This is a genomic window from Chryseobacterium ginsengisoli, from assembly GCF_039542325.1.
Classification (GTDB): domain Bacteria; phylum Bacteroidota; class Bacteroidia; order Flavobacteriales; family Weeksellaceae; genus Chryseobacterium; species Chryseobacterium ginsengisoli.
The window spans coordinates 179,886-199,867 of record NZ_BAABHX010000003.1; the positions used below are offsets into that span (position 1 = coordinate 179,886).

General features: G+C 33.6%; 25 protein-coding genes and 1 pseudogene. 17 read left to right on the plus strand and 9 right to left on the minus strand.

The window, feature by feature from the left end:
• The first annotated feature begins 4 nt into the window (after positions 1-4).
• The 16 genes and pseudogenes from ABD940_RS09950 (at position 5) to ABD940_RS10025 (ending at position 12,831) form a co-directional block, all read left to right on the plus strand.
• Entirely contained in the window at positions 5-631 is a 627-nt protein-coding gene (locus tag ABD940_RS09950) for a hypothetical protein (protein ID WP_345203088.1), read from the plus strand.
• Positions 618-1,256, plus strand: coding sequence for a DUF4291 domain-containing protein (locus ABD940_RS09955; protein ID WP_345203091.1), 639 nt, complete (start codon positions 618-620; stop codon positions 1,254-1,256). Before ABD940_RS09950 ends, ABD940_RS09955 begins: the two co-directional genes overlap by 14 nt.
• Entirely contained in the window at positions 1,256-2,164 is a 909-nt protein-coding gene (locus ABD940_RS09960; protein WP_345203093.1) for an ADP-ribosylglycohydrolase family protein, read from the plus strand. Before ABD940_RS09955 ends, ABD940_RS09960 begins: the two co-directional genes overlap by 1 nt.
• Entirely contained in the window at positions 2,154-2,663 is a 510-nt protein-coding gene (locus ABD940_RS09965) for an O-acetyl-ADP-ribose deacetylase (protein WP_345203095.1), read from the plus strand. Before ABD940_RS09960 ends, ABD940_RS09965 begins: the two co-directional genes overlap by 11 nt.
• 117 nt (positions 2,664-2,780) lie before the next feature.
• Positions 2,781-3,467: an SIR2 family NAD-dependent protein deacylase gene (locus ABD940_RS09970; RefSeq protein ID WP_345203098.1), complete on the plus strand. Its 687-nt coding sequence runs from the start codon at positions 2,781-2,783 to the stop codon at positions 3,465-3,467.
• Positions 3,467-4,417 (plus strand): ADP-ribosylglycohydrolase family protein, encoded by a 951-nt coding sequence (locus ABD940_RS09975; RefSeq protein WP_345203100.1) that lies wholly within the window; start codon positions 3,467-3,469, stop codon positions 4,415-4,417. The genes ABD940_RS09970 and ABD940_RS09975 overlap by 1 nt, the downstream gene beginning before the upstream one ends.
• Positions 4,402-5,577: a hypothetical protein gene (locus tag ABD940_RS09980; protein ID WP_345203103.1), complete on the plus strand. Its 1,176-nt coding sequence runs from the start codon at positions 4,402-4,404 to the stop codon at positions 5,575-5,577. Before ABD940_RS09975 ends, ABD940_RS09980 begins: the two co-directional genes overlap by 16 nt.
• A gap of 3 nt (positions 5,578-5,580) precedes the next feature.
• Positions 5,581-6,132 (plus strand): RNA 2'-phosphotransferase, encoded by a 552-nt coding sequence (locus tag ABD940_RS09985; RefSeq protein ID WP_345203106.1) that lies wholly within the window; start codon positions 5,581-5,583, stop codon positions 6,130-6,132.
• Positions 6,122-6,325, plus strand: coding sequence for a hypothetical protein (locus ABD940_RS09990; protein ID WP_345203109.1), 204 nt, complete (start codon positions 6,122-6,124; stop codon positions 6,323-6,325). The genes ABD940_RS09985 and ABD940_RS09990 overlap by 11 nt, the downstream gene beginning before the upstream one ends.
• The gene (locus ABD940_RS09995; RefSeq protein ID WP_345203111.1) at positions 6,322-7,077 is read left to right on the plus strand and encodes a metallophosphoesterase family protein; all 756 of its coding nucleotides are present in this window, start codon (positions 6,322-6,324) and stop codon (positions 7,075-7,077) included. The genes ABD940_RS09990 and ABD940_RS09995 overlap by 4 nt, the downstream gene beginning before the upstream one ends.
• A gap of 321 nt (positions 7,078-7,398) precedes the next feature.
• Positions 7,399-9,123: pseudogene (locus ABD940_RS10000) on the plus strand (M14 family metallopeptidase).
• 329 nt (positions 9,124-9,452) lie between these two features.
• The gene (locus ABD940_RS10005; RefSeq protein WP_345203114.1) at positions 9,453-9,734 is read left to right on the plus strand and encodes a hypothetical protein; all 282 of its coding nucleotides are present in this window, start codon (positions 9,453-9,455) and stop codon (positions 9,732-9,734) included.
• Positions 9,724-10,122 carry a hypothetical protein gene (locus ABD940_RS10010; RefSeq protein ID WP_345203116.1) on the plus strand — a complete coding sequence of 133 codons (399 nt, stop codon included), beginning with the start codon at positions 9,724-9,726 and terminating at the stop codon, positions 10,120-10,122. Before ABD940_RS10005 ends, ABD940_RS10010 begins: the two co-directional genes overlap by 11 nt.
• An 80-nt stretch (positions 10,123-10,202) precedes the next feature.
• Positions 10,203-10,985 carry a T9SS-dependent choice-of-anchor J family protein gene (locus tag ABD940_RS10015; RefSeq protein ID WP_345203119.1) on the plus strand — a complete coding sequence of 261 codons (783 nt, stop codon included), beginning with the start codon at positions 10,203-10,205 and terminating at the stop codon, positions 10,983-10,985.
• Positions 10,986-11,253: 268 nt separating this feature from the next.
• A complete protein-coding gene (locus tag ABD940_RS10020; protein WP_345203122.1) occupies positions 11,254-11,613 on the plus strand; it encodes a prevent-host-death protein in 360 nt (119 codons plus the stop codon).
• Positions 11,614-11,700: 87 nt separating this feature from the next.
• The gene (locus ABD940_RS10025) at positions 11,701-12,831 is read left to right on the plus strand and encodes a serine hydrolase domain-containing protein (RefSeq protein WP_345203124.1); all 1,131 of its coding nucleotides are present in this window, start codon (positions 11,701-11,703) and stop codon (positions 12,829-12,831) included.
• A 66-nt stretch (positions 12,832-12,897) separates the two neighbouring features.
• Here ABD940_RS10025 and ABD940_RS10030 read toward each other — a convergent pair whose 3' ends face one another.
• Positions 12,898-13,065 carry a hypothetical protein gene (locus tag ABD940_RS10030; protein ID WP_345203127.1) on the minus strand — a complete coding sequence of 56 codons (168 nt, stop codon included), beginning with the start codon at positions 13,063-13,065 and terminating at the stop codon, positions 12,898-12,900.
• A gap of 337 nt (positions 13,066-13,402) precedes the next feature.
• Between ABD940_RS10030 and ABD940_RS10035 the strand changes: the two genes are divergently transcribed.
• Positions 13,403-13,681 carry a hypothetical protein gene (locus ABD940_RS10035; RefSeq protein WP_345203129.1) on the plus strand — a complete coding sequence of 93 codons (279 nt, stop codon included), beginning with the start codon at positions 13,403-13,405 and terminating at the stop codon, positions 13,679-13,681.
• Positions 13,682-14,338: 657 nt separating this feature from the next.
• Here ABD940_RS10035 and ABD940_RS10040 read toward each other — a convergent pair.
• From ABD940_RS10040 to ABD940_RS10075, 8 genes are all read right to left on the minus strand, one after another.
• A complete protein-coding gene (locus ABD940_RS10040; RefSeq protein WP_345203132.1) occupies positions 14,339-15,244 on the minus strand; it encodes a hypothetical protein in 906 nt (301 codons plus the stop codon).
• Between the two features lie 13 nt (positions 15,245-15,257).
• Entirely contained in the window at positions 15,258-16,100 is an 843-nt protein-coding gene (locus tag ABD940_RS10045; RefSeq protein ID WP_345203134.1) for a complement C1q domain-containing protein, read from the minus strand.
• Positions 16,101-16,107: 7 nt separating this feature from the next.
• A complete protein-coding gene (locus ABD940_RS10050) occupies positions 16,108-17,007 on the minus strand; it encodes a hypothetical protein (RefSeq protein WP_345203136.1) in 900 nt (299 codons plus the stop codon).
• A 153-nt stretch (positions 17,008-17,160) separates the two neighbouring features.
• Positions 17,161-17,511 carry a helix-turn-helix domain-containing protein gene (locus ABD940_RS10055; RefSeq protein WP_345203138.1) on the minus strand — a complete coding sequence of 117 codons (351 nt, stop codon included), beginning with the start codon at positions 17,509-17,511 and terminating at the stop codon, positions 17,161-17,163.
• Complete coding sequence (locus ABD940_RS10060; RefSeq protein ID WP_345203140.1) at positions 17,498-17,953, minus strand: helix-turn-helix domain-containing protein; 456 nt, start codon at positions 17,951-17,953, stop codon at positions 17,498-17,500. Before ABD940_RS10060 ends, ABD940_RS10055 begins: the two co-directional genes overlap by 14 nt.
• 25 nt (positions 17,954-17,978) lie before the next feature.
• The gene (locus ABD940_RS10065) at positions 17,979-18,191 is read right to left on the minus strand and encodes a hypothetical protein (protein ID WP_345203142.1); all 213 of its coding nucleotides are present in this window, start codon (positions 18,189-18,191) and stop codon (positions 17,979-17,981) included.
• Positions 18,192-18,254: 63 nt separating this feature from the next.
• Entirely contained in the window at positions 18,255-19,055 is an 801-nt protein-coding gene (locus ABD940_RS10070; RefSeq protein WP_345203144.1) for a hypothetical protein, read from the minus strand.
• A 20-nt stretch (positions 19,056-19,075) separates the two neighbouring features.
• On the minus strand, positions 19,076-19,981 hold the full coding sequence (locus tag ABD940_RS10075; protein WP_345203147.1) for a hypothetical protein: 906 nt from the start codon (positions 19,979-19,981) through the stop codon (positions 19,076-19,078).
• Between the last annotated feature and the right edge of the window lies 1 nt (position 19,982).

Here is a 19,982-nt window from a genome sequence, read left to right on the forward strand (position 1 = left end):
TATAATGAAATTAACGAGAGAAGAGGTAACTCTGGAAATTTTGGAATTATATTCAAAGTTAAGCTTTATTTTAGATCATAGAGCTGCAGAATATTATGTTGAAAATCCAGATAAGATATTGCCTTCAGTACAGATAAGATATAGAAGGGTTTGTGTTTACTTTGCTTATTTGGGTGTAAAGATTGAAAATATTAAACACTTTTATAGCTTAGATTTTATAGCAGATTTTAAAGATTATAAATTTTCAGATGAAGTAATACCAACTATAAATTCAGTTTTAGAAGGAAATTTTAAAATTGAAAACATAAGAAACAGAAGCCTTAAATTCATGATTTTAAGACTGGTAAATTTCAGAAAAGGTTATATGGATGTTTTAGAAAACTTTTTCGGTGGAGTACGTTTAATGGGATCTATATCTATAGAAGAAAGAGCGTCAAAAGCATTTGTATTAGAAGGAAGGAAAGATATTGACAATCTTATTGAAAGATTAAATAAAGTGATCACTCATTTATTATTTCCACAAACAAAGGATTTTGACCTAAATCTCCTCATTGAAAAGTATAATTTTCCAACAGAAGATTATAAAGTTCTTGATAAAAAAGAATGGGATGATTATCATGAAGGAATTTAAATTAAAAAAATATAAAGAACAGCTGCAAGATTGGCCTGAGAAAGGACATCACGTCATAGCTCAATATGATGATGAAAAAATTATTGTTTATCAGTCATATAGAAAAGAAATTGGTGAATTTGCCGTTAAAAATCAATATTTTGGAGGAGCATTCAGCTTAGAAAGAATGACATGGATAAAACCGAATTTCCTTTGGATGATGTACCGAAACGGTTGGGGAAGAAAGGACGGTCAGGAATATGTTTTGGCGATTCATTTAAAAATAGATGCTTTCAAAAAATATCTTGAAAATGCAGTTTATTCTTCATACAATGACAGACTGGAAATTTCCAGAGAAGAATGGCAGGATCAGGTAAAAGAATCTTCTGTGAGATTGCAATGGGATCCGGATCACGATCCTTTTGGAAACAAACTCGAAAGAAGAGCAATACAGATTGGCTTAAGAAATGAATTTGTTAAATCTTTTGCTAAAGAAGATATTATTTTGATTGAAGATATTTCGGACCTTGTGAAAGAACAACATCAATTTGTATTAAATGATGACTTAGATAATTTGATTCTTCCCGAAGAAAAACCGTTGCTGTTTGATGATGAAGATTTAAATAAAAAATTAAGGTTAAAATAATGAAAGATAAGCTCTTGATTGCTGCAAAATCATTAACAGGAATTTCTATAGGTGATGCTTTTGGAGAAAGTTTTTTCGGAGAAGAAAGTTTGATGAAATCTTATATTCATCAGAGAATTATTCCTGAAAGTTCTTTCGATTTTACAGACGATACCATCATGGCGATTGCTGTTTTTAAATCGTTAGAAAAATTTGGAAAAATCAATCAGGGTTTTTTGGCAGAAGAGTTTACAAAAAACTATTATTTTGATATTAATCGAGGTTATGGTCCTTCAATGCATCAATATTTTAGAGAAACAAAAAGTGGGGAAAACTGGAAAGAAGTTTCTTATTCAAAGTTTGAAGGACAAGGTTCGATGGGAAATGGCGGTGCGATGAGAGCTTCGGTGATTGGAGCTTATTTTTATGACGATTTTGACAAGCTTAAATTAAATGCTGAACTTTCCTGTGAAGTCACTCACGCCAACAAAGAAGCGATTGAAGGAACAAAAGCAATTTCATTAGCTGCCGCTTTTGCAGTTCAGGAAAAATTGGAACTCATAAAACTTAATCAACAAGATTTTATTCAAAAAATTCAAGATGAATTAAGTGATTCCGATATGAAAAGTAAGTTGAATAAAGCTCTTTATTTAGATGGAAATCCAAGTATTGAATTGTTGGTGAAAACTCTTGGAAACGGAATAAAAATGACCGCTCAGGATACTGTTCCGATTGTTATTTGGATGCTTTCGAGATGCAGAAACAATTTTGAAGAATGTCTTTGGAATACGGTTTCAGCTTTAGGCGACAGAGACACAACCTGTGCAATGGTTGGAGGAGTAAGTGCTTTATGTTGTGAAGAAAATACAATTCCTGATTGGACAAAAAATGTTGAAAATTGGAAAAACAGCAAATTTTATGAAAATTGAATTAATAAAAGGCGACATCACCAAAATAAAAGCAGACGCAATTGTGAACGCAGCGAATTCTTCCTTGTTGGGAGGAGGCGGTGTTGACGGAGCCATTCATCGCGCAGGAGGACAACAGATTTTGAAAGAATGTATTGATATCAGAAACCGACAAGGCAAATGTAACACAGGTGAAGCGGTTGTAACGACAGCCGGAAATCTTCCTGCAAAATACGTCATTCATACAGTTGGTCCTGTTTGGAATGACAATGAAGAAAAAGAATCGAAACTATTAGCAAATTGTTATAAAAATTCATTAAAATTAGCTGAAAGCCTTGAAGCGAAAATCATTGCTTTTCCGAATATCAGTACAGGAATTTATAGATTTCCAAAAGAATTGGCAGGAAAAATTGCTGTTGATGAGGTTAAAAATTTCAAATCAGACGTCATAGAAAAAGTTATTTTCGTCTGTTTTGATGCTGAAAATGAAGAAATTTATAAGAAATTATTGAAAGAATAAATTAACGCTCATTTGCTGAGTGAAACGCCTTTGCGAAAGAAAATATGTAGAATAATTTAAATAAAATCTTTGCGAGCTTTGCGTTAAAAAAACTAAAATAAAACTAAAATAAAACAAATGAAAAAACTAACCATATTAACCGGCGCCGGAATCAGTGCCGAAAGCGGAATAAAAACTTTCAGAGACGGAGATGGTCTTTGGGAAAATCATAGCATAACAGACGTTGCAAGTCCGGAAGGATGGAAAAAAGACAGAGCTTTGGTATTGGAATTTTACAACCAGAGACGTCGACAGCTTCATGAAGTTGAGCCAAATGATGCTCACAAATTATTGGCGGAATTAGAAAAATATTTCGAGGTTCATATTATTACTCAGAATATTGATGATTTACATGAAAGAGCTGGTTCTACGAATATCATTCATATTCACGGAGAGTTATTTAAGTCATGCTCTTGCAATAATAAAAGTCTGATTTACGAACAAAAAGATGATATAAATATTGGTGACAAAGCAGGAGATGGAGCTCAATTGCGACCTTTTATCGTTTGGTTTGGAGAAGATGTTCCTTTGATGAAAGAAGCGACAAAAAAAGCGAAAGAAGCGGATATTTTCTTAGTGATCGGAACTTCTTTACAGGTTTATCCGGCTGCAGGATTAATTCATGATATCAAAGATGATTGTCTTTTAATTGTTATTAATCCCAACGAAACGGGCTTCGGATACGGACAAAGAGCTGTTGTGATGAAAGAAACCGCAACTCAGGGAATGAAATTGCTGTTTGATAAATTGATAAATCTTGCGTAATGGAAAATGTTGTAAAAGCAGGGATTTTCGGAGTTTGCATTGGTGATACTTTAGGCGTTCCGGTGGAGTTTAAAAGTAGAGAAACATTAAAAAGTTTTCCTGTTGAGAAAATGCAGGAATTTGGATCTTGGAATCAGCCAAAAGGAACCTGGAGTGATGATAGCTCATTAACACTTTGTATTGCGGAAGAGTTGGCAAAAGGATATGATCTGGAAAAAATAGGGCAAAGCTTCGTAAAGTGGGTAAAATATGGACATTGGACCGCTCACGGAAGACTTTTCGATATTGGCGGAACAACAAGACATTCCATTGCAAGATTAATTAAAGGTGAAAGTGCAAAATTTTCAGGAAATGTTTTTGAGGAAGATAATGGGAATGGCTCTTTAATGAGAACTCTTCCCTTGGCTTTTTATCTTAAAGATGAAGAAAATCTTGAAAACTTATATCAGATTGTAAAAGAAGTTTCGTCGATTACTCACGGACATTTTCGTTCAGTTTTTGCGTGTTTTATCTATGTGATTTTTGCAATTGAATTATTGAAAAGAAAAGATAAAAAAGAAGCTTACAGTCATACTCAAAAATCAGCTTTGGAATTTGCAGAAATTCAAGGATTTAACCCAAATGAGATTCAACTTTTTGATAAGATTTTAAAGAATGATATTTCAACATATTCAGAAGGTGAAATTAGAGGTAGCGGTTATGTTCTTCAAAGTTTAGAAGCCTCATTATGGTGTTTTCTAAATTCTGAAAGTTATTCGGAAGCTGTTTTGAAAGCCGTTAATTTAGGAGAAGATACGGACACGACCGGAGCCATCACAGGTGGAATTGCAGGAATTTATTATGGCTTTGAAAGTATTCCTCAAGAATGGATTGTAGAGTTGGTAAGGAAAGAAGATATTGAGAATTTGTGTGAAAAATTGGAAAAGAATTTGGAATGGAAAAAACAATAAGATTTTATCTATTACTTTATCAGGAAGATGTAGAATATTTGTTTCGGAATAATTTCAGAGAACTGCCGGTGAAAGAAATTTCCAGTACCTACAGTTTAGAAGGTATAGAGAATTTCGCTGTAAATATGATGAAGTATAAACATGAACCTCTGATAACAGCCAAAGTAATCTGTGATTTTGAAAGATATAAAGAATATAAAGATTCTCAACAAGAAGATGAAGAATATATTAATGAGTTTGGAGATTTTACGAAAATTGCGGTAGAAGCTATCAATTATTCTGTAATAGATAAAATAAATGTCATTAATATCTTTGGCAAAAAGTTACAAGAAATTGATAAAAATATCTATGACATTTTAGATGATGAAAGTCGTTTTTTTAAATCAAGATTAAATCAATTTATCCATTCAAATTCCCGTGAGATTATTCCGTACAATTATTTTGGAAGAATAGCTGCTGAAAAAAAAGAATCTCCCACTTTCACAGATAAGGAAATACAACAACAGATAAAGTATGCAATTGCAGAAGAGGAAATCACATTAAAAAACGCAAAAGAAAGAACAGCAACTATAAATTCTGTTGAAGAAGCGGTTGATTTTTTAATTAATGAAGATCTGGAGCAAAAAGATTTAGATCACATTAAAAATAAATCATTAGCTACTCGATTTGATGAATCCGGAGAACATTTTGGATACAACATGTATCTTCGCAATATATTTATTTATCCCAATAAAAATAAAATATTTCTTGAAAATCTGGAGAATTATAATTCACATTATTTAATTGACAGAGGTGAGTTTGGAGAAGGAATTATTGAGGATTTGCTTTGGCGAAAAGTAAACAATTGCGAAACGACGGAGGAAAACAGTGAAAAAATAAAAGAAATTCAAAAACGGATTAACAAAAATATTGAAGGAGATTCTTATTGGAATTTATATATGAAAATAAAAATGCTTTCTTATAATTTCAAAGACGAAGAAATTGAAAAATATCTTGAATTAGAAGATCAATCTGAGAATGATGAAGATAATTTTTACGAATATTATTATCAGCAAAAAGCTCTTTTAGCGAGATTAAATGAAAAAGAAAGAGAAATTTTCGAAAACTTAAAACAAGATTATTTCAACGTACAAAATATATTAAATAAACTAAAAATATAAACCATGAACGAACAACAAAAGAAAAAAATAAGCAAATTTATAAGCCTGGTTCTAAGACATAAACCCGAAATCATCAATCTAAATTTAGATGAAAATGGCTGGACAGACGTTGATGAATTAATCACAAAATCAAAAAGAGATTCTTATGGTGGTTTTACCTTTGAAGAACTTGATGAAATTGTGGAAACCAATGATAAAAAACGTTTTATTTTTAATGAAGATAAAACCAGAATCAGAGCAAACCAAGGACATTCGATTGATATTGATTTAGCATTGAAACCGCAACAACCTCCTGAATTTCTCTATCATGGAACGGCTGAAAGTAATATCGATTCCATTTTAGAAAAAGGAATTGAAAAAAGAAATCGACAGCACGTTCATTTGAGTCAGAACAAAGAAACTGCAACCAAAGTCGGAATGCGCCACGGAAAACCTGTTATTTTGATTATTAAAACAAAGGAAATGTTTGATAACGGAATTGAATTTTATCTTTCAGAAAATAATGTTTGGCTGACCGATTTTGTGGATGCAAAATATATTCAAAATGACAACTAAAGAATTTGAAGAAGAAGTAAAAGGTTTTTCGCCTGAGAAAGATAATTTAAAAGAGACAGTTGATGAGCTATTTGGTAAAGGAGCGGGAACCGTACATATTTTATACTTCATTATAGAACATAAAAACTGTAAATTAACAGAAGCAATGGAGATTGTTGAATCCTGTCCGAATTATCATAAAAGATTTAAATGAAAAGAACTTTAGCAATAGGCGACATTCACGGTGGATTAAAAGCTTTGAAACAAGTTTTTGAAAGAGCCAACATAACTGAAAATGATAAATTGATTTTCCTCGGAGATTATGTAGATGGTTGGAGCGAGTCTTCTCAAATTATTCAGTTTTTAATCGAACTTTCCGAAAAGCAGGAATGTATTTTCATCAAAGGAAATCATGATGCATGGACGGAAGACTGGCTTTCTTTCGGAGCCGATCCCGATGTTTGGCTTTTCAATGGAGGACAAAGCACGGTCGATAGCTATTCTGGCTATTCTTTGGAAGATTTGGAAACTCACCTAGAGTTTTTTCAACGGATGAAAAATTATTATGTTGACGAAGAAAACCGCTTGTTTATTCATGCCGGTTATTCTTCGATGCATGGTTCTGAGAAAGAGGTGTATTCAAGCAATTACCGTTGGGACAGAACGCTTTGGGAAACTGCTGTTGCGATGGATAAAAAATTAGACAAAAACTCAGAACTGTATCCGAAAAGGCTGCTTTTATATAAAGAAATTTTCATCGGTCACACTCCGACTTTGTATTTGGGAAGTAAAGAGCCCGTTAATAATGCCAATGTCTGGAATTTAGATACTGGAGCAGCATTCACTGGATCATTAACGATCATGGATGTCAATACCAAGGAATTCTGGCAAAGCGATCCACTTCCGATTTTATATCCTGATGAAAAAGGAAGAAATAATTATAATGTAAGACCTAAAAACCGATAAGGCATAATAAACATCTGCACCATCTGCAAAATCTGCGAGAATAAAATAAAAATATACAGCAAGTTTGTCATTCTGAACGGAACAAAGTGAAGTGAATAATCTCTAAAAATAAAGCTAAGATTCTTCCTTCGTCAGAATGACAAACCGTATATAATGATTGGAAATTCAACATTCAGCCTTTGCTGAGTGAAACGCCTTTGCGAACGAAAAATACGCAAAACAACTTTAAATAAGATCTTTGCAACCTCTGCGTTAAAAAATTCATCGATTTTTCAGTTTTAGAAAAAAGAAAGTAATTTTAAAGCTCGAAATATCACTTCAATGAAACTGAAATATCTCTTACTTTTCTTAAGTTCATCCTTATTCTTTGCACAAAACAATTTTCAGACACCTTTTGAAAAAGGAAATGGAAATCAGACCGTTACTTATGACGAGATGAATGCATATTATCAAAATTTAGCTAAAAGTTTCAACACAATTCAATATCTGAAAAAAGGAGAAGATGACAATGGGAAACCAATTTATGTGGTTATTTACAATCCTTTTCCTGAAAAAGATTTAAATCAATTAAGAAAAGATAAAGCAATTTTATTCGTCAACAACGGAATTCATCCAGGCGAACCAGACGGAATAGATGCGACAATGATGTTAATGCGGGATTTAGCAACAAAAAAAATCAAAACACCACAAAATTTTATCATTGCAGCGATTTCAGCGTACAATGTGAGCGGAATGCTGAATCGTGGTTCATTTTCCAGAGCGAATCAGAATGGTCCAGAACAATATGGCTTTAGAGGAAATGCAAGAAATTATGATCTGAACAGAGATTTTATCAAAGCGGATACAAAAAATGCCAGAAGTTTTCAGGAAATTTATCAATGGCTGAAACCTGATGTTTTTATTGACAATCATGTGAGTAACGGTGCAGATTATCAATATACTTTCACTTATATTTCAACTTTCAAGGAACGTTTGGGAAATGTTTTGGGAGAATATTTTTACAATAATTATCAGGCGAAAAACCTTGAAGATCTAAAGAAACTGGGTGACTAAAGTACGCCTTATGTCAATATTCACGGAGATATTCCGGAAGTTGGCTTTGCTTCGTTTGAAGATTCGCCGAGATATTCTACAGGTTACACGACTTTGTTCAATTCTTTAGGAACGGTTCCTGAAACGCATATGTTAAAGCCTTATGACAAAAGAGTGGATGCAACGTACAAATATATGTTGGTAAACCTTCAGAATTTAGACAAAGATTACAAAAAGATCAAACAGCTCCGAATTGAAAATTTAAAACAATATAAAGCCGGAAAACAATACGGAATCCGTTGGAAAATCGATTCTACGAAATATTCTACGATGGATTTCAAAGGATATGAAGGAAAGTATAAGCCAAGTGAAATTTCAGGGAAAGAGAGATTGTTTTATGACAGAAATAAACCTTTCACAAAAAATATAAAACTTTTCACAACGGCAGTTCCGACAGGCTATATCACGATTCCGAAATATTATGTAATTCCGCAGTCGCAGTATCGTGTAATTGATGAGTTTAAAAGAAACCAAATTCAGATGAAACCGATTCAGAAAGACAGCACTATTGCGGTGGAATCTTATAAAATTAATGATTTTAAAACGGTAAAAAATCCTTATGAAGGACATTATTCACATTTTGAGACAACTGTTGATAAATCGAACCACAAGTTGACTTTTTCTGCCGGAGATTATATTGTTCCAACTAATCAAGAAGGTGTAAAATATATTATTGAAACCTTAGAACCGGAAGCACTGGATTCTTTCTTCAACTGGAATTTCTTTGATGGAATTTTAGCACAAAAAGAATATTATTCAGCCTATATTTTTGAAGATACAGCTGCAGAACTATTGAAAAAAGATAAAGATTTAAAACAAAAATTCGAAGCCAAAAAAGCATCCGACAAAAAATTTGCAGACGACGGAACGGCTCAATTGGATTGGGTTTACAGAAATTCTCCTTATTTCGAGGAAAAAACATACAGACAATATCCGATTTATAGAATTTTATAAATCTTGTTGTTGGTAAAACGCAAAGGCTCAAAAACTTAACATTTATCTTGCTTTTAAGGCGAAAGAACACTTCGACGAGCTCAGTGTGACAAAAGATTTTCAGCAAAGTTACACGGTAATCAATTTTATCGAAGATAAAATCCTTGCGTCTTAAAAAAGATATAAAAATATTCACTTTGCGTTTTACCAACAAAAAAATATAATTAAATTATTGACAATCAAATCATAATTACCGTAATTTTCACATACGCAATTGTTGTTTTTACTGACGAAAATTAATTTTTATCAGACGAAATTTGCTTTATTAAAACCAATAAAAACTAACACTTATGGCAACTAAAAAGCAATTTTTCGTATCACTGGAAGGCGTCGACCTTACAGACGAACAGCTAAAAAACATTGACAGAGGAATACAAAATGTAGTTCTTTCCGAACTTTCAAAAGTAGATAATTCTCAGGCTTTTGGAGCACATCGAAATTTTAAAGAATTGACAAGACCTCTGAAAGTAAAGGATTGGTTTCCTTGGGGAATCATTATTTTCAAACCGGGAATAGACCTGAACAAACAAATGTTAGACATCCAGACTCAAATAAAGGGTTATGGAGGCTAGTTTTAATTCTTCAAAGAAGATGTGTCCCAGTTATGTTGGAAAAGTTGGGGCACAACTTTTTGGGGTTGTTAACAAAGACGGAAAGGTGCAGTTTATTACGCCTCTCACCGTCACAGAAGATTTTCTTGAAGAAAATGAAAATCTCGAGCAGAGATTTCGTTTTACGGGAAAATGTGTAGAAAAAGGCTGCGCTCAATGGAATAATGAAGAATCGAAATGTTCTTTATCTCAAAAAGTTCAGCATTTGGATAATAATAAAAGTTCAGAGTTATCTTTTTGTCCGATTCGTTCTCAATGCCGGTGGTTTTCACAGGATGGAAATGAAGCTTGCTTTTCGTGCAATGAGATTACGAGAAATATGGAAGAATTACTTTTAAACAGAGTATAAAACAAATTTCTATAAAATTTGTAGACTAAATTTGATTGTATTTCACTAAAAATTGTTAAATTAGTGATAAACAAATAATTATGAAGCAAATTTATAAATTGGCATTGATCCTCGGAATTCTGCCTGTTGCAGTATCTGCACAGTACTCACAAAGTTTTGATTCAGCAACCGTTCCTTCCGATTGGACAATTATCAACGGAGGAGATACAGAAGCTTGGCAAACTTGGACATCTTATGACTCGACATTCAATGCTCCACATTCAGGAACACATTTTTTAGGCTTAAAATACGGAAGTACAGCTCACAGCGATTATGCTATAAGTCCGGCAATTGTTGTTACTGCAGGTGTTTCAGACAAGCTTACTTTTTGGGCTAGAAATAGAGGAGCGGGACTTATAGAACAGTTCGACGTGAAAGTTTCTACTACAAGCCCAACTGCGGCAGGACTTACAAATACGGTTGTTGCTGCATTGAAACCGCCGATTTCCTGGACACAATATACGTATGATCTTTCAGCCTATGTGGGACAAACCATTTACATCGGATTTTATTCTTCAACTACAAATGTCTGGTTTGTAGGAATTGATGATTTTCAGGTTTTTGGTATGGCTTTATCGGTTTCAGATGTTGATAAAAAGAATGCTAAAATTTATCCGAATCCGGTAGAAGATGTTTTACATATCGAAAGCAAAAATAAAATTTCCGATGTTAGTATTTATGATATGTCAGGAAAATTACAGCAACACACAAAAGTGAATTCTGAGGATGCAGATATTGACGTTTCTACCTTAATAAAAGGAACCTATCTTATCAGAATAAATGACGGAAAGTCTGAAAAAACACAGAAAATTATTAAAAAATAAAATTAAAAAGACGTTTCAGGTTGGGACGTCTTTTTTTACTTATTGCCTAAGAAAGATAGAGGAAAACTATACTTCAGATGATACAAATCATATTTATAACTGTTTAGGGAAATTTTAACAGAACATGAATTATTATCATGTATAAAAGTATTATGATAATAATTCTCTCACTAATTAGAGACATAAGTAAAAAAATATTATAAAAAATATGATTGAAATAAATGTTTATCAGATATAATTACTGCTATATTTGCCAAAATTTAAATTCATGAACTATAAGCTTGAGCTTAACATGCAGGAGGCCGGCTCTAATATTGTTTTTAACACAATTGTATTTGATTTTTTTAAAATTAATATCGTTGAAAGATATACCGGAAAGATGAATTTTAATCCGACGCTGTGTGAGGTTATATTTAAAGTAAGAACTTTGGATGATACTCTCATCAATAGAAAAGATGGAAATGCAAGAGTGAAAATAAAGGGAGATCATTTTGAAACTTATCAGAAAAATATACAGGTTTTAAACTCTTATGATTACAAAAACAAACTGATCAACAGGAAAGATGCTGATCAGGAATATGTTCATTTTATTTTAGGTATGGTGATCGCATTTTATGATCTGAATTGATTTCCAACAATTTCTCTGCTTTGGCGGCATACCCTTTGAATGATTGAATAAAGTTCGTGTAACGAAATAATCAATCATCAATTTACTATGAAAAAACTATTAGCCGCCTCTTTAGTCGGGATTTCAGCAGGAATTGCTGTTGTTTTTATTTTTGGGTATGGATATATTTTTAAAGCTTTAGCCATTAACTTAAAAAAAGGACCAATAACTCCTTCCATTGATGATGAGGAAAAATTTCCGTCCCGGATAGTTCAGAATCATGATCCGCAACAGTGGGAAAAAAGTGATACTTATAATACAAAAACACTTTCAGAAAACCTTTTAAAAGAACTGAAAAAAACACGCACCTCATCTCTCCTTATTGTACACGATGGCAAACTTATACATGAACAGTACTGGAAAGATCACAATTCTTCCTCGTTAATGAATTCTTTTTCAATGGCTAAGGGAATTCTGTCGGTTTTGGTAGGTTGTGCAATTGACGATGGCTATCTTCAGTCTGAAGATCAATTAATTTCTTCTGTATTTCCTCAATATAAAAACAATCAGTACGGAAAATTCCTCACTTTTCGTCATTTGATGACTATGCAGGCTGGTTTGGATTGGGAAGAGGAATATCATCATCCTTTTGCAGAAAATTCAAAGCAATATTTTGTAGATGATCTTGCAGAGCAGGCTTTTGGAGTAAAGATGAAAGAAATGCCGGGTCAGAAATACGAATATCAAAGTGTTTCTGCTCAATTGTTAGGTCTTGCATTGAGAAAAGCAACGGGAAAGGAACTTGCATTTTATCTTTCGGAAAAAATTTGGAAACCTTTAAAAATGGAATTTCCTGCCAAATGGAGTATCGATGAAAAAGGGATGGAAAAAGCTTTTTGCTGTATTCATGCCGCACCCAGAGATTTTGCAAAACTCGGTCAGCTGATCATGCAGGAAGGAAATTTGGAAGGAAAACAGCTAATCAGTAAAGAATATTGTAAGAAACTCCTTACTCCTACACAGGAAAACGATGCTTTTTGTTTTACAATTTGGGCAGATGATGATAGTGCTCTGAAGTGTAGATTTTTCTATGGCTTTTTAGGTCAGTTTATTATTATGATTCCTGAAAAAAATATGGTCATTGTAAAAACAGGCTTTTATAACCGATTGGAAGTAGATAAAAAAATGAGACCGGTTCAGGTAAAGTTTTTGGTAGAAGAACTAAGTCGATTGATTTAAATTGCTCAACTAAGTTTATAACAAAATAAAAAAGCTGCAAATCGCAGCTTTTTATGTAATAGTAGATTAAAATGAATCTCTGTAATTTAGATTCCCGGTTGCTCCTTGAGGAAGGAAAACAACCTTTCTTTTAATACCTTTTGCTTTCTCCAATGCTTTAATTGCTTTTTGGCGTTCAACTTCTCTGGTGAAGTGAGAATTTACATTTTCTGCTTGTGTAGTTGATGCTTTCATATATAATATTTTTTGGTGTGTGTTAAAAACATCTAATCTAAAAGTATACCGTTTTAGAAGGTAATAGAAAGATGTGGTATCTAAAAATTTATTTATTATTATTTTATCTTTTAGAGATGAAATTTGCTATTCTTGGCATAGTACTTGAATGCTAAATTGCAACTATTAGAAATAAACAGTTATAAGGGACAATTAAATATTCCCGGAGGAATTCGGGAATATTTTTAATAAAATAAGACACCACTATCACTTTAAATATTAATACTTTGATTAAATCCTCAGCTTCGGTTGGGGATTTTTATTATATCTAATTTTTATAACTTTACAAAAAAATCCCATGTCGTATGTAATAAAAACAACATCAGATGGTTTGATCTATATAAAAGCCTCTTTTGTTACGAACGTAAAAAAACCGAATGCATTGGAAGGTGCAAAAGTATTGGGAAAGCCTTTAGTTATTAATGCCAATCATATCGGTTTTCTCAGTTTTAATGTAGAAGGTCATGTAACGTACTTTATGGCAAGTGGTTTTGAGATCTCAATGAACGTATTATATGAAGAAGCGGAAGAGGCTTTTAATTGTGCAAAAGGAAATATTGAAAAGATTGTCAGGTAATTTACAATCCTTTTTTAATAAAATTAAAAACCCGTATATCAGAGACATACGGATTAGTAAAAAACACAAATGAGAAACAGTTAAATCTTGGATGCTTTCTTTGAAAAAAACATTCTTAACTTAAGCTGTCAAAAATATTTTTTTGATGAAATGTGATGTTTCATTTTTAAATTCAGCCTCAAAAGAGATTTATTATTCATAATAATGATTTCGTGATCTGTTTTAATTCTTCTTTGCTCAGACCCTGCAAAGTGTAAGATTTGCGAATCTGTTTTCCATTTATGGAAATAATTGAAAGATGTAGTCTGGAGTAAAATAAATGATTTTTTATCTCGGCACCATTAATTTTATTCAAAGGAAATTCTAAAGAGATATCTCTGTTCTTTTTAATGTAGTTGAAATACTTTATAGTGACGACTTCTCCGGTATTTTCATATTCAAAAAATTTTGTATTGAATAATAGAAACAATAAATACAGAAATAAAATGAATAAAATTGTAAGTAATAACTTGTTTTGTAATCTTAACAAAAAGAGAAGGATGAAAGATAAAGCAACTGCTATTAAAGATAATAAAAGACAATTTACTCTTATTTTTACTGCCTTTTTATTGTTTATTTTTACAGTATTCAATGTTTTTTTAGCTTAATTTAACCTCTTTATTGCTCTACAATAGTAAGCGCATTATAAATTCCACCACCTGAAGTATCAAACTGACTTATTGTACCATCAAATCCTACAGTGATCCAGGTAAATGGTCTTAATTTATCTCCTTTGTTTAAATATACACTTACCGTACACGCAGAACCTACAGGAACAGCATTCGGACTCGCTCCTGTATCTGAAGCGTAACCGTTGTTTGTTTTTACTCTTTGGGTAATTGTTCCGGATGGATTTCTCACTTCCCAAATGGCTTCAGTCTGGTTATTTCCTCCTGTATTTACCTGGCTGGATTGCAATGCAAAAGTAAAAGTCGCAAAATATACACCATCTCTTGGCGCCACGAATTCACCTGTAGCCGGATCAAAATTAGCTGTTGGTACACCTGAATCTGAATCCAGTTTTTCTGTCCAGTTAGTCAAATAAGAAGACCTGCGTTGAACAATTCCTGACTTGGTGCCTATTTCTGCAGGGACTGCACTTTCAAATACATAAGTGTCCTGTGTAGTTTTACTTGCCATTACTATAATACGTGGTTTACCTTTAGGGAAAAAACTGATCCAATTGGTACCGTCAGAAAACTCTAAATAACCCTTTACACCAATTGCAGGACTTGCAACATAACGCAATGCACCTGCGCCTGCCTGAACAGCTGTTTTATCAGTATTTCCTATCGCCACTGAACCATTGGTATTGCGTAGATCTATCGCTACTTTCGGATTGGGAACCAGAACACCTAGTTTGCCCGTGTTATCTACAATTACATTTCCCGCATCGGTTTTAATTTCCAATGGATTTACTGGATTTTGTATTCCAATTCCTATTTGTGCTTTCACCTGTGTTATCAAAGACAACAGAGGTATTAAAATGCCTAATAAATTCTTTATTTTATTTTGTTTTTTCATCGTTGTTAAACTTTTACAATTCACTAATGCTTAAATTATTTAATTTGCCGTCATTCAGAGTATTTCTTGCACTCCCTATATTGTGTTTAACACTGAATTTGATGGTGTCATCCTTTTTAAGATTAAAAATAGCATTACAATTACCACTTAAATAATTGCTTACCGCGCCTGCCTGAAATGCAGGATAAGAATTTACAGTTTTAAAGATTGGAATATTATCCGTACTCTGATTGCTTTCTATTGCAGTTTCTATGAAAGTATTTTTAGGAATATTACCACTGGCTAAAGTGATGCTGAAAGAAACCAAATAAAATCCGTCACGGGGAGCTGTAAAAATACCATTAGCAGGATCAAAGTCGCCACCTGCACCAGTACCGGAATCAGCAGTTTCGGCCCAGCCATTAATGAAAGTTGAAGAGGCATTTGAAATACTTTGAGCAGAACTTTTATTGGCATTTACCAATGCTTTAGCCGGAGGATTAAGGGGCAAAGCGATCCAGCTAACTCCGTCAGAATATTCTATAAAACCATTTGTATTGTAACGTATTGCACCTGCACCGGCTTCAGAAGGAGTTTGTATATTGGTTCCAAGACCAATAATTCCTTTATTATCTGATGATCGAAGATCTACTTTAGTTACAGGATTTAAAACTCCTATTCCCAATCTGCCTTCCGATGTTACAACAACATCATTTGATAATTTTGCCGCATCCGGTGTTGCACCATTATCTTTTGCTGCATCTATTTGTAAAGGCTGTGCAGGATTTGAAGTAAAAATCCCTATTTGCGCGGATATTTTACCTGCTGAAAAAAGTAAAATGAAAGTCAGCAGTTTATATATGATATTAATTTTCATAATATGTTTAATGTTCTATAATGGTTAAATTATTAAATCCATCATCCGGATTTGCCGGATCTGAAGAATCAGTCGTAACACGAAGTGCAACAGAACCACTTGATATAAGATTATGAAGCAGTCTGGCTACGATTTTTGTACCCGCTGTTAAAGTAAGTGTAACTGTACTTGAACCTCCGGCTTGTGTAGATCTTGTAGAATTAGCATCATCGGAAGTACCTGTCATCGATTGTCCGAAGGTTTTGTAAACGCTTGCCAAAACAGTATTTGTCACGGGATTATAGAACTGGGATTCTACTCTGGATCCGTCATTAATAATCGTACTGTTGAAATTAAAGGTTAATAAAAAAGTATAAGTACCATCACGAGGAGCAGTAAATTCACCAGTACCAGGAATGAAGCTGTTGCTCATATCGCGTACCTCACTCCAGTTGATAATAGTCGTGGGCGAACCTTGTACTATCGCCTGACTTGTAATTTTACGAACTACTACTACTGCTTTTTGGGGAGCGATATAAGCTTTGTTCCAGACAGAACCGTCTGATACTTCTATTTTTGCTCCTACAGGGGCATTAACGACGTCATAACGTACAGCACCTGAACCAGCGGCGGAGGCAGTCATCGTAGTGGTATTTAAGCCTAAGGAGTTTTCGGTTGCTGTCGATCTCATATCTAATTGTACCGTTGGGTTCAGAATACCAACGCCAATATAACCTGTTGTTTTGCTGATAATAACATCATTAGCTAATTGTGCGGAAGTCGGGATTCCTGTAGCTGCGTTATCTTTGGCACCATCTACATGTAAAGCTCCTAATGGATTGGGTGTACCTATTCCTGTTTGAGCATAGGCTAATCCAACGGAACAATAGAATATTGGTAAGAGCAATATTTTATTTATCTTTTTCATTTTGAATAATTTAGATTATTGTAACGGTAGAATTTCAGACGTTTCTGGATGTACAATTCCTTTGTGAATCGAAATTAAGTGTGCCGATAATGGCAATTTTTTTTTCATTTTTTATGTATTTAAATATGTTTTTAATTTCAGAAGATCAATTCCTTATATGAGAAATTGGGTTTTCCATTTGTTTATTGTATTTCTGCTCAATTTAAAGTGTTTGGCAAGCTGAGAATTATTCAGGTTGTGTTTTTTCTGGTATTCTAATATTTGAAAAATCGTTGATTTATTATAAGAACGATGCCTTTGGTTGAATTCGGAGTTTTCTGTAGAGCTTTCATCAAAAAGAATCCGGCTTATCTCAATAATATCAAGCGTTGACAAAGTGTTTTTTAAAAGCAGATGATTGCATATTTGTTTTTTTTCAGGATATTTCAAATCGATCATGTCGCTGTATATCCTTTTATAATCAGGAGATGCTTCCACGAGCTGTTCAGAATTATTTTTCATCATTATTTTCTTTTAATTGGCGGTATTTATTCATCCATTTATATATTGTTGTTTTTGGAATTCGGTATTCGCTCATGATCTGGGCTTTTGTTTTGTTTCCGCTTTCTATCTGCTCCAGAATAAAGTCTACCACTTCTTTCGTATAAATATTTTTTCTGAAGTTGGGAAGTGAGGACTTTTTATTTGAATTATTATTGTAATGTGTATTGGCTTGAGGAGCATATAAAATCAAATGTTGAGAATAGATCCTGAAAAAATCATACTCGAGAAGAATGCTTAACCTCAATACAATTTCAGTATCCAGAGATTTTTGGGTCTGCATAGATTTCCATTCCGATTCTGTGCATTTTATAAATTTGCATATTCTCGGCGAGTCGATTTTTTTTTCTGCAACCCGCTGACTGATCAGATTTCCCAAGTGGATATTTTTCAGGTCTATAATCATGGATTAAATATTTGGAATTTGTGTTTTAATATGTCGTGACATAAATATCACTCACTCTGTTGTTCGTATTGTCTGTACAGTACAAAAACAGTCTTTTTTTGATCAAACCGAAGAAATATCTTTTCAGTGTACATTCATATCCTACGGATTGTATCTTTTCAATCTTATAATCTTTCAGCAATACCTGAACTTCTGAAATTGTTTTTCCTACAAGTATTTCATAGTTGCCCTGTTGCATTTTCAAATAGTGTTTTATAAATGAATTCCCATTGTGTGTTTTCAGAATATAATTCATCCTGATTTATAATACCCTTTCGATACTTACGCTGCTTTCCGTGGTTCCTCCAAAATTGTAACTGCTGATCGACCATGATGAACCATCCAAAACCAGACGGAATTTCACATCATTATTAACGTCCAAAAATAAAACGCCATCTGTAGAAACAAGATAATTTCCGACATTGATAAAAGGTGATGCTTTACCGGACATATAAGCTTTTTCTACTCCGTTTACCACAACAACAATGGTGATTCTGGCTCCGTTAAAATCAAATCCGGCGGTGAAACCACTGAATAACACATTAAAATTAATCCTGTATAATCCTTTCTGTCTTATCCTGAAGGTTTCAGAATCTCTTACAACAGACAGATAATCAGAAAACTGAGAACTATTTTGGGGAACAGAAAATTTCAGATTATCAGAGCTGCAAAGCTGTAAAAGCTGCCCAAAAAGATCGGAAGTGGAAAGACAGGTCATGTTGGTGCTGTTAATATTCGCTCTTGTCCATGTTGTTGACTTGTTTTTAGCGTTAAAAGCCTGCTCCCATTTTGTGCCGTCATAGACTTTGGTAAGGCTTTCACTTTTATTATACATCAACATCGCTTCCATCGTGGCATCATCGTCATATTTATCAGGTTGAGAGCTGTTGTATTTTGGTAGTATCGTTTCGTTTTCTGCAACGGGAAGAATAAGCACTTTCTGCCCGGAATTTTGAAGCTCCAACTGGGTATGACTATTTAAAGGGGTTGATCCTCCCATGACAACCTGAGAATTTGCCAACATAAATCCCAACATACCTGTAAATGCTAAATATTTTTTCATGTGTTTAAATTTTAATGGGATTATCTTAATTTCTGAATATTAACAAAGGTTTCCCGATGATCCACAGAATTTGAAAAAGTAGACAGTACAGAATCTGTATTTACTGCAGCCTGAAGTCTTATCCGTGAATTGGCAGGTAATGTGACCGAAGCTGAAACACTTGCGCTTTTATTTCCTCCCTGTCCCAAATCAATGAAGACTCCGCCATATAGTTTGGTTTCCTCAAATGCTAATGTAGACCAGTTTGTACCTCCGTCATAGCTTACATCAATACTTACCCAAAATGTAGCATCTTTTCCCAAAGAGCCCAATGAAAAACCTCCAAATCCCGTCACTCCTGAAATATAATACAGTCCTGCTTGCGGTATCTGGATCACATTGTCACTTCCATTTACAGGCAATGTTGTATTCAGATTGTTTACTAATAATTGAGATCTGTTTACTGTAGGCGAAAGTGAAATGGTCTGTTTGTTGTTGCTTCCCAAAAGGGCAAAAACACTGCATGTACTTACTGTAATTGGAGTAAATGGCGGAAAAGGATTGAGAATTTGTACTCCTAAACAATTCCATGTTTTAGAATTGTCCGCTTTTCTTCTCGCCAGAAAAGGATTATACCACCCTCCAAGCTGAAGCGCAGGAATCCAGGTTGTTCCGTCATATTTGTAATACTGCTTGTCTTCTTTATTATAGAGAATTGCTCCTTCCAGAGTTGCTTCATCATTAAAGTAGTCTTCCTGAGTATTATCAAATAAAGGAAAAGTTGTAATATTCTCAGCTCTGGTAAAGATCACGCCTTTATTGGCATCTTTTATATCTAGTAAAGCATTTTGATGGGCAGAGCTAGCTGTTTTGGAAATCATCACCTGCGCATTGAAAAATGCTGCTGCCAGTAAAGCTGTTGCCGATAAATATATTTTAGGATACATA

What these genes read in the sequence shown, in the direction of transcription:
- ABD940_RS09950 (WP_345203088.1), top strand. Translation starts at nt 5, where the DNA reads ATGAAATTAACGAGAGAAGAGGTAACTCTGGAAATTTTGGAATTATAT.
- ABD940_RS09955 (WP_345203091.1), top strand. Translation starts at nt 618, where the DNA reads ATGAAGGAATTTAAATTAAAAAAATATAAAGAACAGCTGCAAGATTGG.
- ABD940_RS09960 (WP_345203093.1), top strand. Translation starts at nt 1,256, where the DNA reads ATGAAAGATAAGCTCTTGATTGCTGCAAAATCATTAACAGGAATTTCT.
- ABD940_RS09965 (WP_345203095.1), top strand. Translation starts at nt 2,154, where the DNA reads ATGAAAATTGAATTAATAAAAGGCGACATCACCAAAATAAAAGCAGAC.
- ABD940_RS09970 (WP_345203098.1), top strand. Translation starts at nt 2,781, where the DNA reads ATGAAAAAACTAACCATATTAACCGGCGCCGGAATCAGTGCCGAAAGC.
- ABD940_RS09975 (WP_345203100.1), top strand. Translation starts at nt 3,467, where the DNA reads ATGGAAAATGTTGTAAAAGCAGGGATTTTCGGAGTTTGCATTGGTGAT.
- ABD940_RS09980 (WP_345203103.1), top strand. Translation starts at nt 4,402, where the DNA reads ATGGAAAAAACAATAAGATTTTATCTATTACTTTATCAGGAAGATGTA.
- ABD940_RS09985 (WP_345203106.1), top strand. Translation starts at nt 5,581, where the DNA reads ATGAACGAACAACAAAAGAAAAAAATAAGCAAATTTATAAGCCTGGTT.
- ABD940_RS09990 (WP_345203109.1), top strand. Translation starts at nt 6,122, where the DNA reads ATGACAACTAAAGAATTTGAAGAAGAAGTAAAAGGTTTTTCGCCTGAG.
- ABD940_RS09995 (WP_345203111.1), top strand. Translation starts at nt 6,322, where the DNA reads ATGAAAAGAACTTTAGCAATAGGCGACATTCACGGTGGATTAAAAGCT.
- ABD940_RS10005 (WP_345203114.1), top strand. Translation starts at nt 9,453, where the DNA reads ATGGCAACTAAAAAGCAATTTTTCGTATCACTGGAAGGCGTCGACCTT.
- ABD940_RS10010 (WP_345203116.1), top strand. Translation starts at nt 9,724, where the DNA reads ATGGAGGCTAGTTTTAATTCTTCAAAGAAGATGTGTCCCAGTTATGTT.
- ABD940_RS10015 (WP_345203119.1), top strand. Translation starts at nt 10,203, where the DNA reads ATGAAGCAAATTTATAAATTGGCATTGATCCTCGGAATTCTGCCTGTT.
- ABD940_RS10020 (WP_345203122.1), top strand. Translation starts at nt 11,254, where the DNA reads ATGAACTATAAGCTTGAGCTTAACATGCAGGAGGCCGGCTCTAATATT.
- ABD940_RS10025 (WP_345203124.1), top strand. Translation starts at nt 11,701, where the DNA reads ATGAAAAAACTATTAGCCGCCTCTTTAGTCGGGATTTCAGCAGGAATT.
- ABD940_RS10030 (WP_345203127.1), bottom strand. Translation starts at nt 13,065, where the DNA reads ATGAAAGCATCAACTACACAAGCAGAAAATGTAAATTCTCACTTCACC.
- ABD940_RS10035 (WP_345203129.1), top strand. Translation starts at nt 13,403, where the DNA reads ATGTCGTATGTAATAAAAACAACATCAGATGGTTTGATCTATATAAAA.
- ABD940_RS10040 (WP_345203132.1), bottom strand. Translation starts at nt 15,244, where the DNA reads ATGAAAAAACAAAATAAAATAAAGAATTTATTAGGCATTTTAATACCT.
- ABD940_RS10045 (WP_345203134.1), bottom strand. Translation starts at nt 16,100, where the DNA reads ATGAAAATTAATATCATATATAAACTGCTGACTTTCATTTTACTTTTT.
- ABD940_RS10050 (WP_345203136.1), bottom strand. Translation starts at nt 17,007, where the DNA reads ATGAAAAAGATAAATAAAATATTGCTCTTACCAATATTCTATTGTTCC.
- ABD940_RS10055 (WP_345203138.1), bottom strand. Translation starts at nt 17,511, where the DNA reads ATGATGAAAAATAATTCTGAACAGCTCGTGGAAGCATCTCCTGATTAT.
- ABD940_RS10060 (WP_345203140.1), bottom strand. Translation starts at nt 17,953, where the DNA reads ATGATTATAGACCTGAAAAATATCCACTTGGGAAATCTGATCAGTCAG.
- ABD940_RS10065 (WP_345203142.1), bottom strand. Translation starts at nt 18,191, where the DNA reads ATGCAACAGGGCAACTATGAAATACTTGTAGGAAAAACAATTTCAGAA.
- ABD940_RS10070 (WP_345203144.1), bottom strand. Translation starts at nt 19,055, where the DNA reads ATGAAAAAATATTTAGCATTTACAGGTATGTTGGGATTTATGTTGGCA.
- ABD940_RS10075 (WP_345203147.1), bottom strand. Translation starts at nt 19,981, where the DNA reads ATGTATCCTAAAATATATTTATCGGCAACAGCTTTACTGGCAGCAGCA.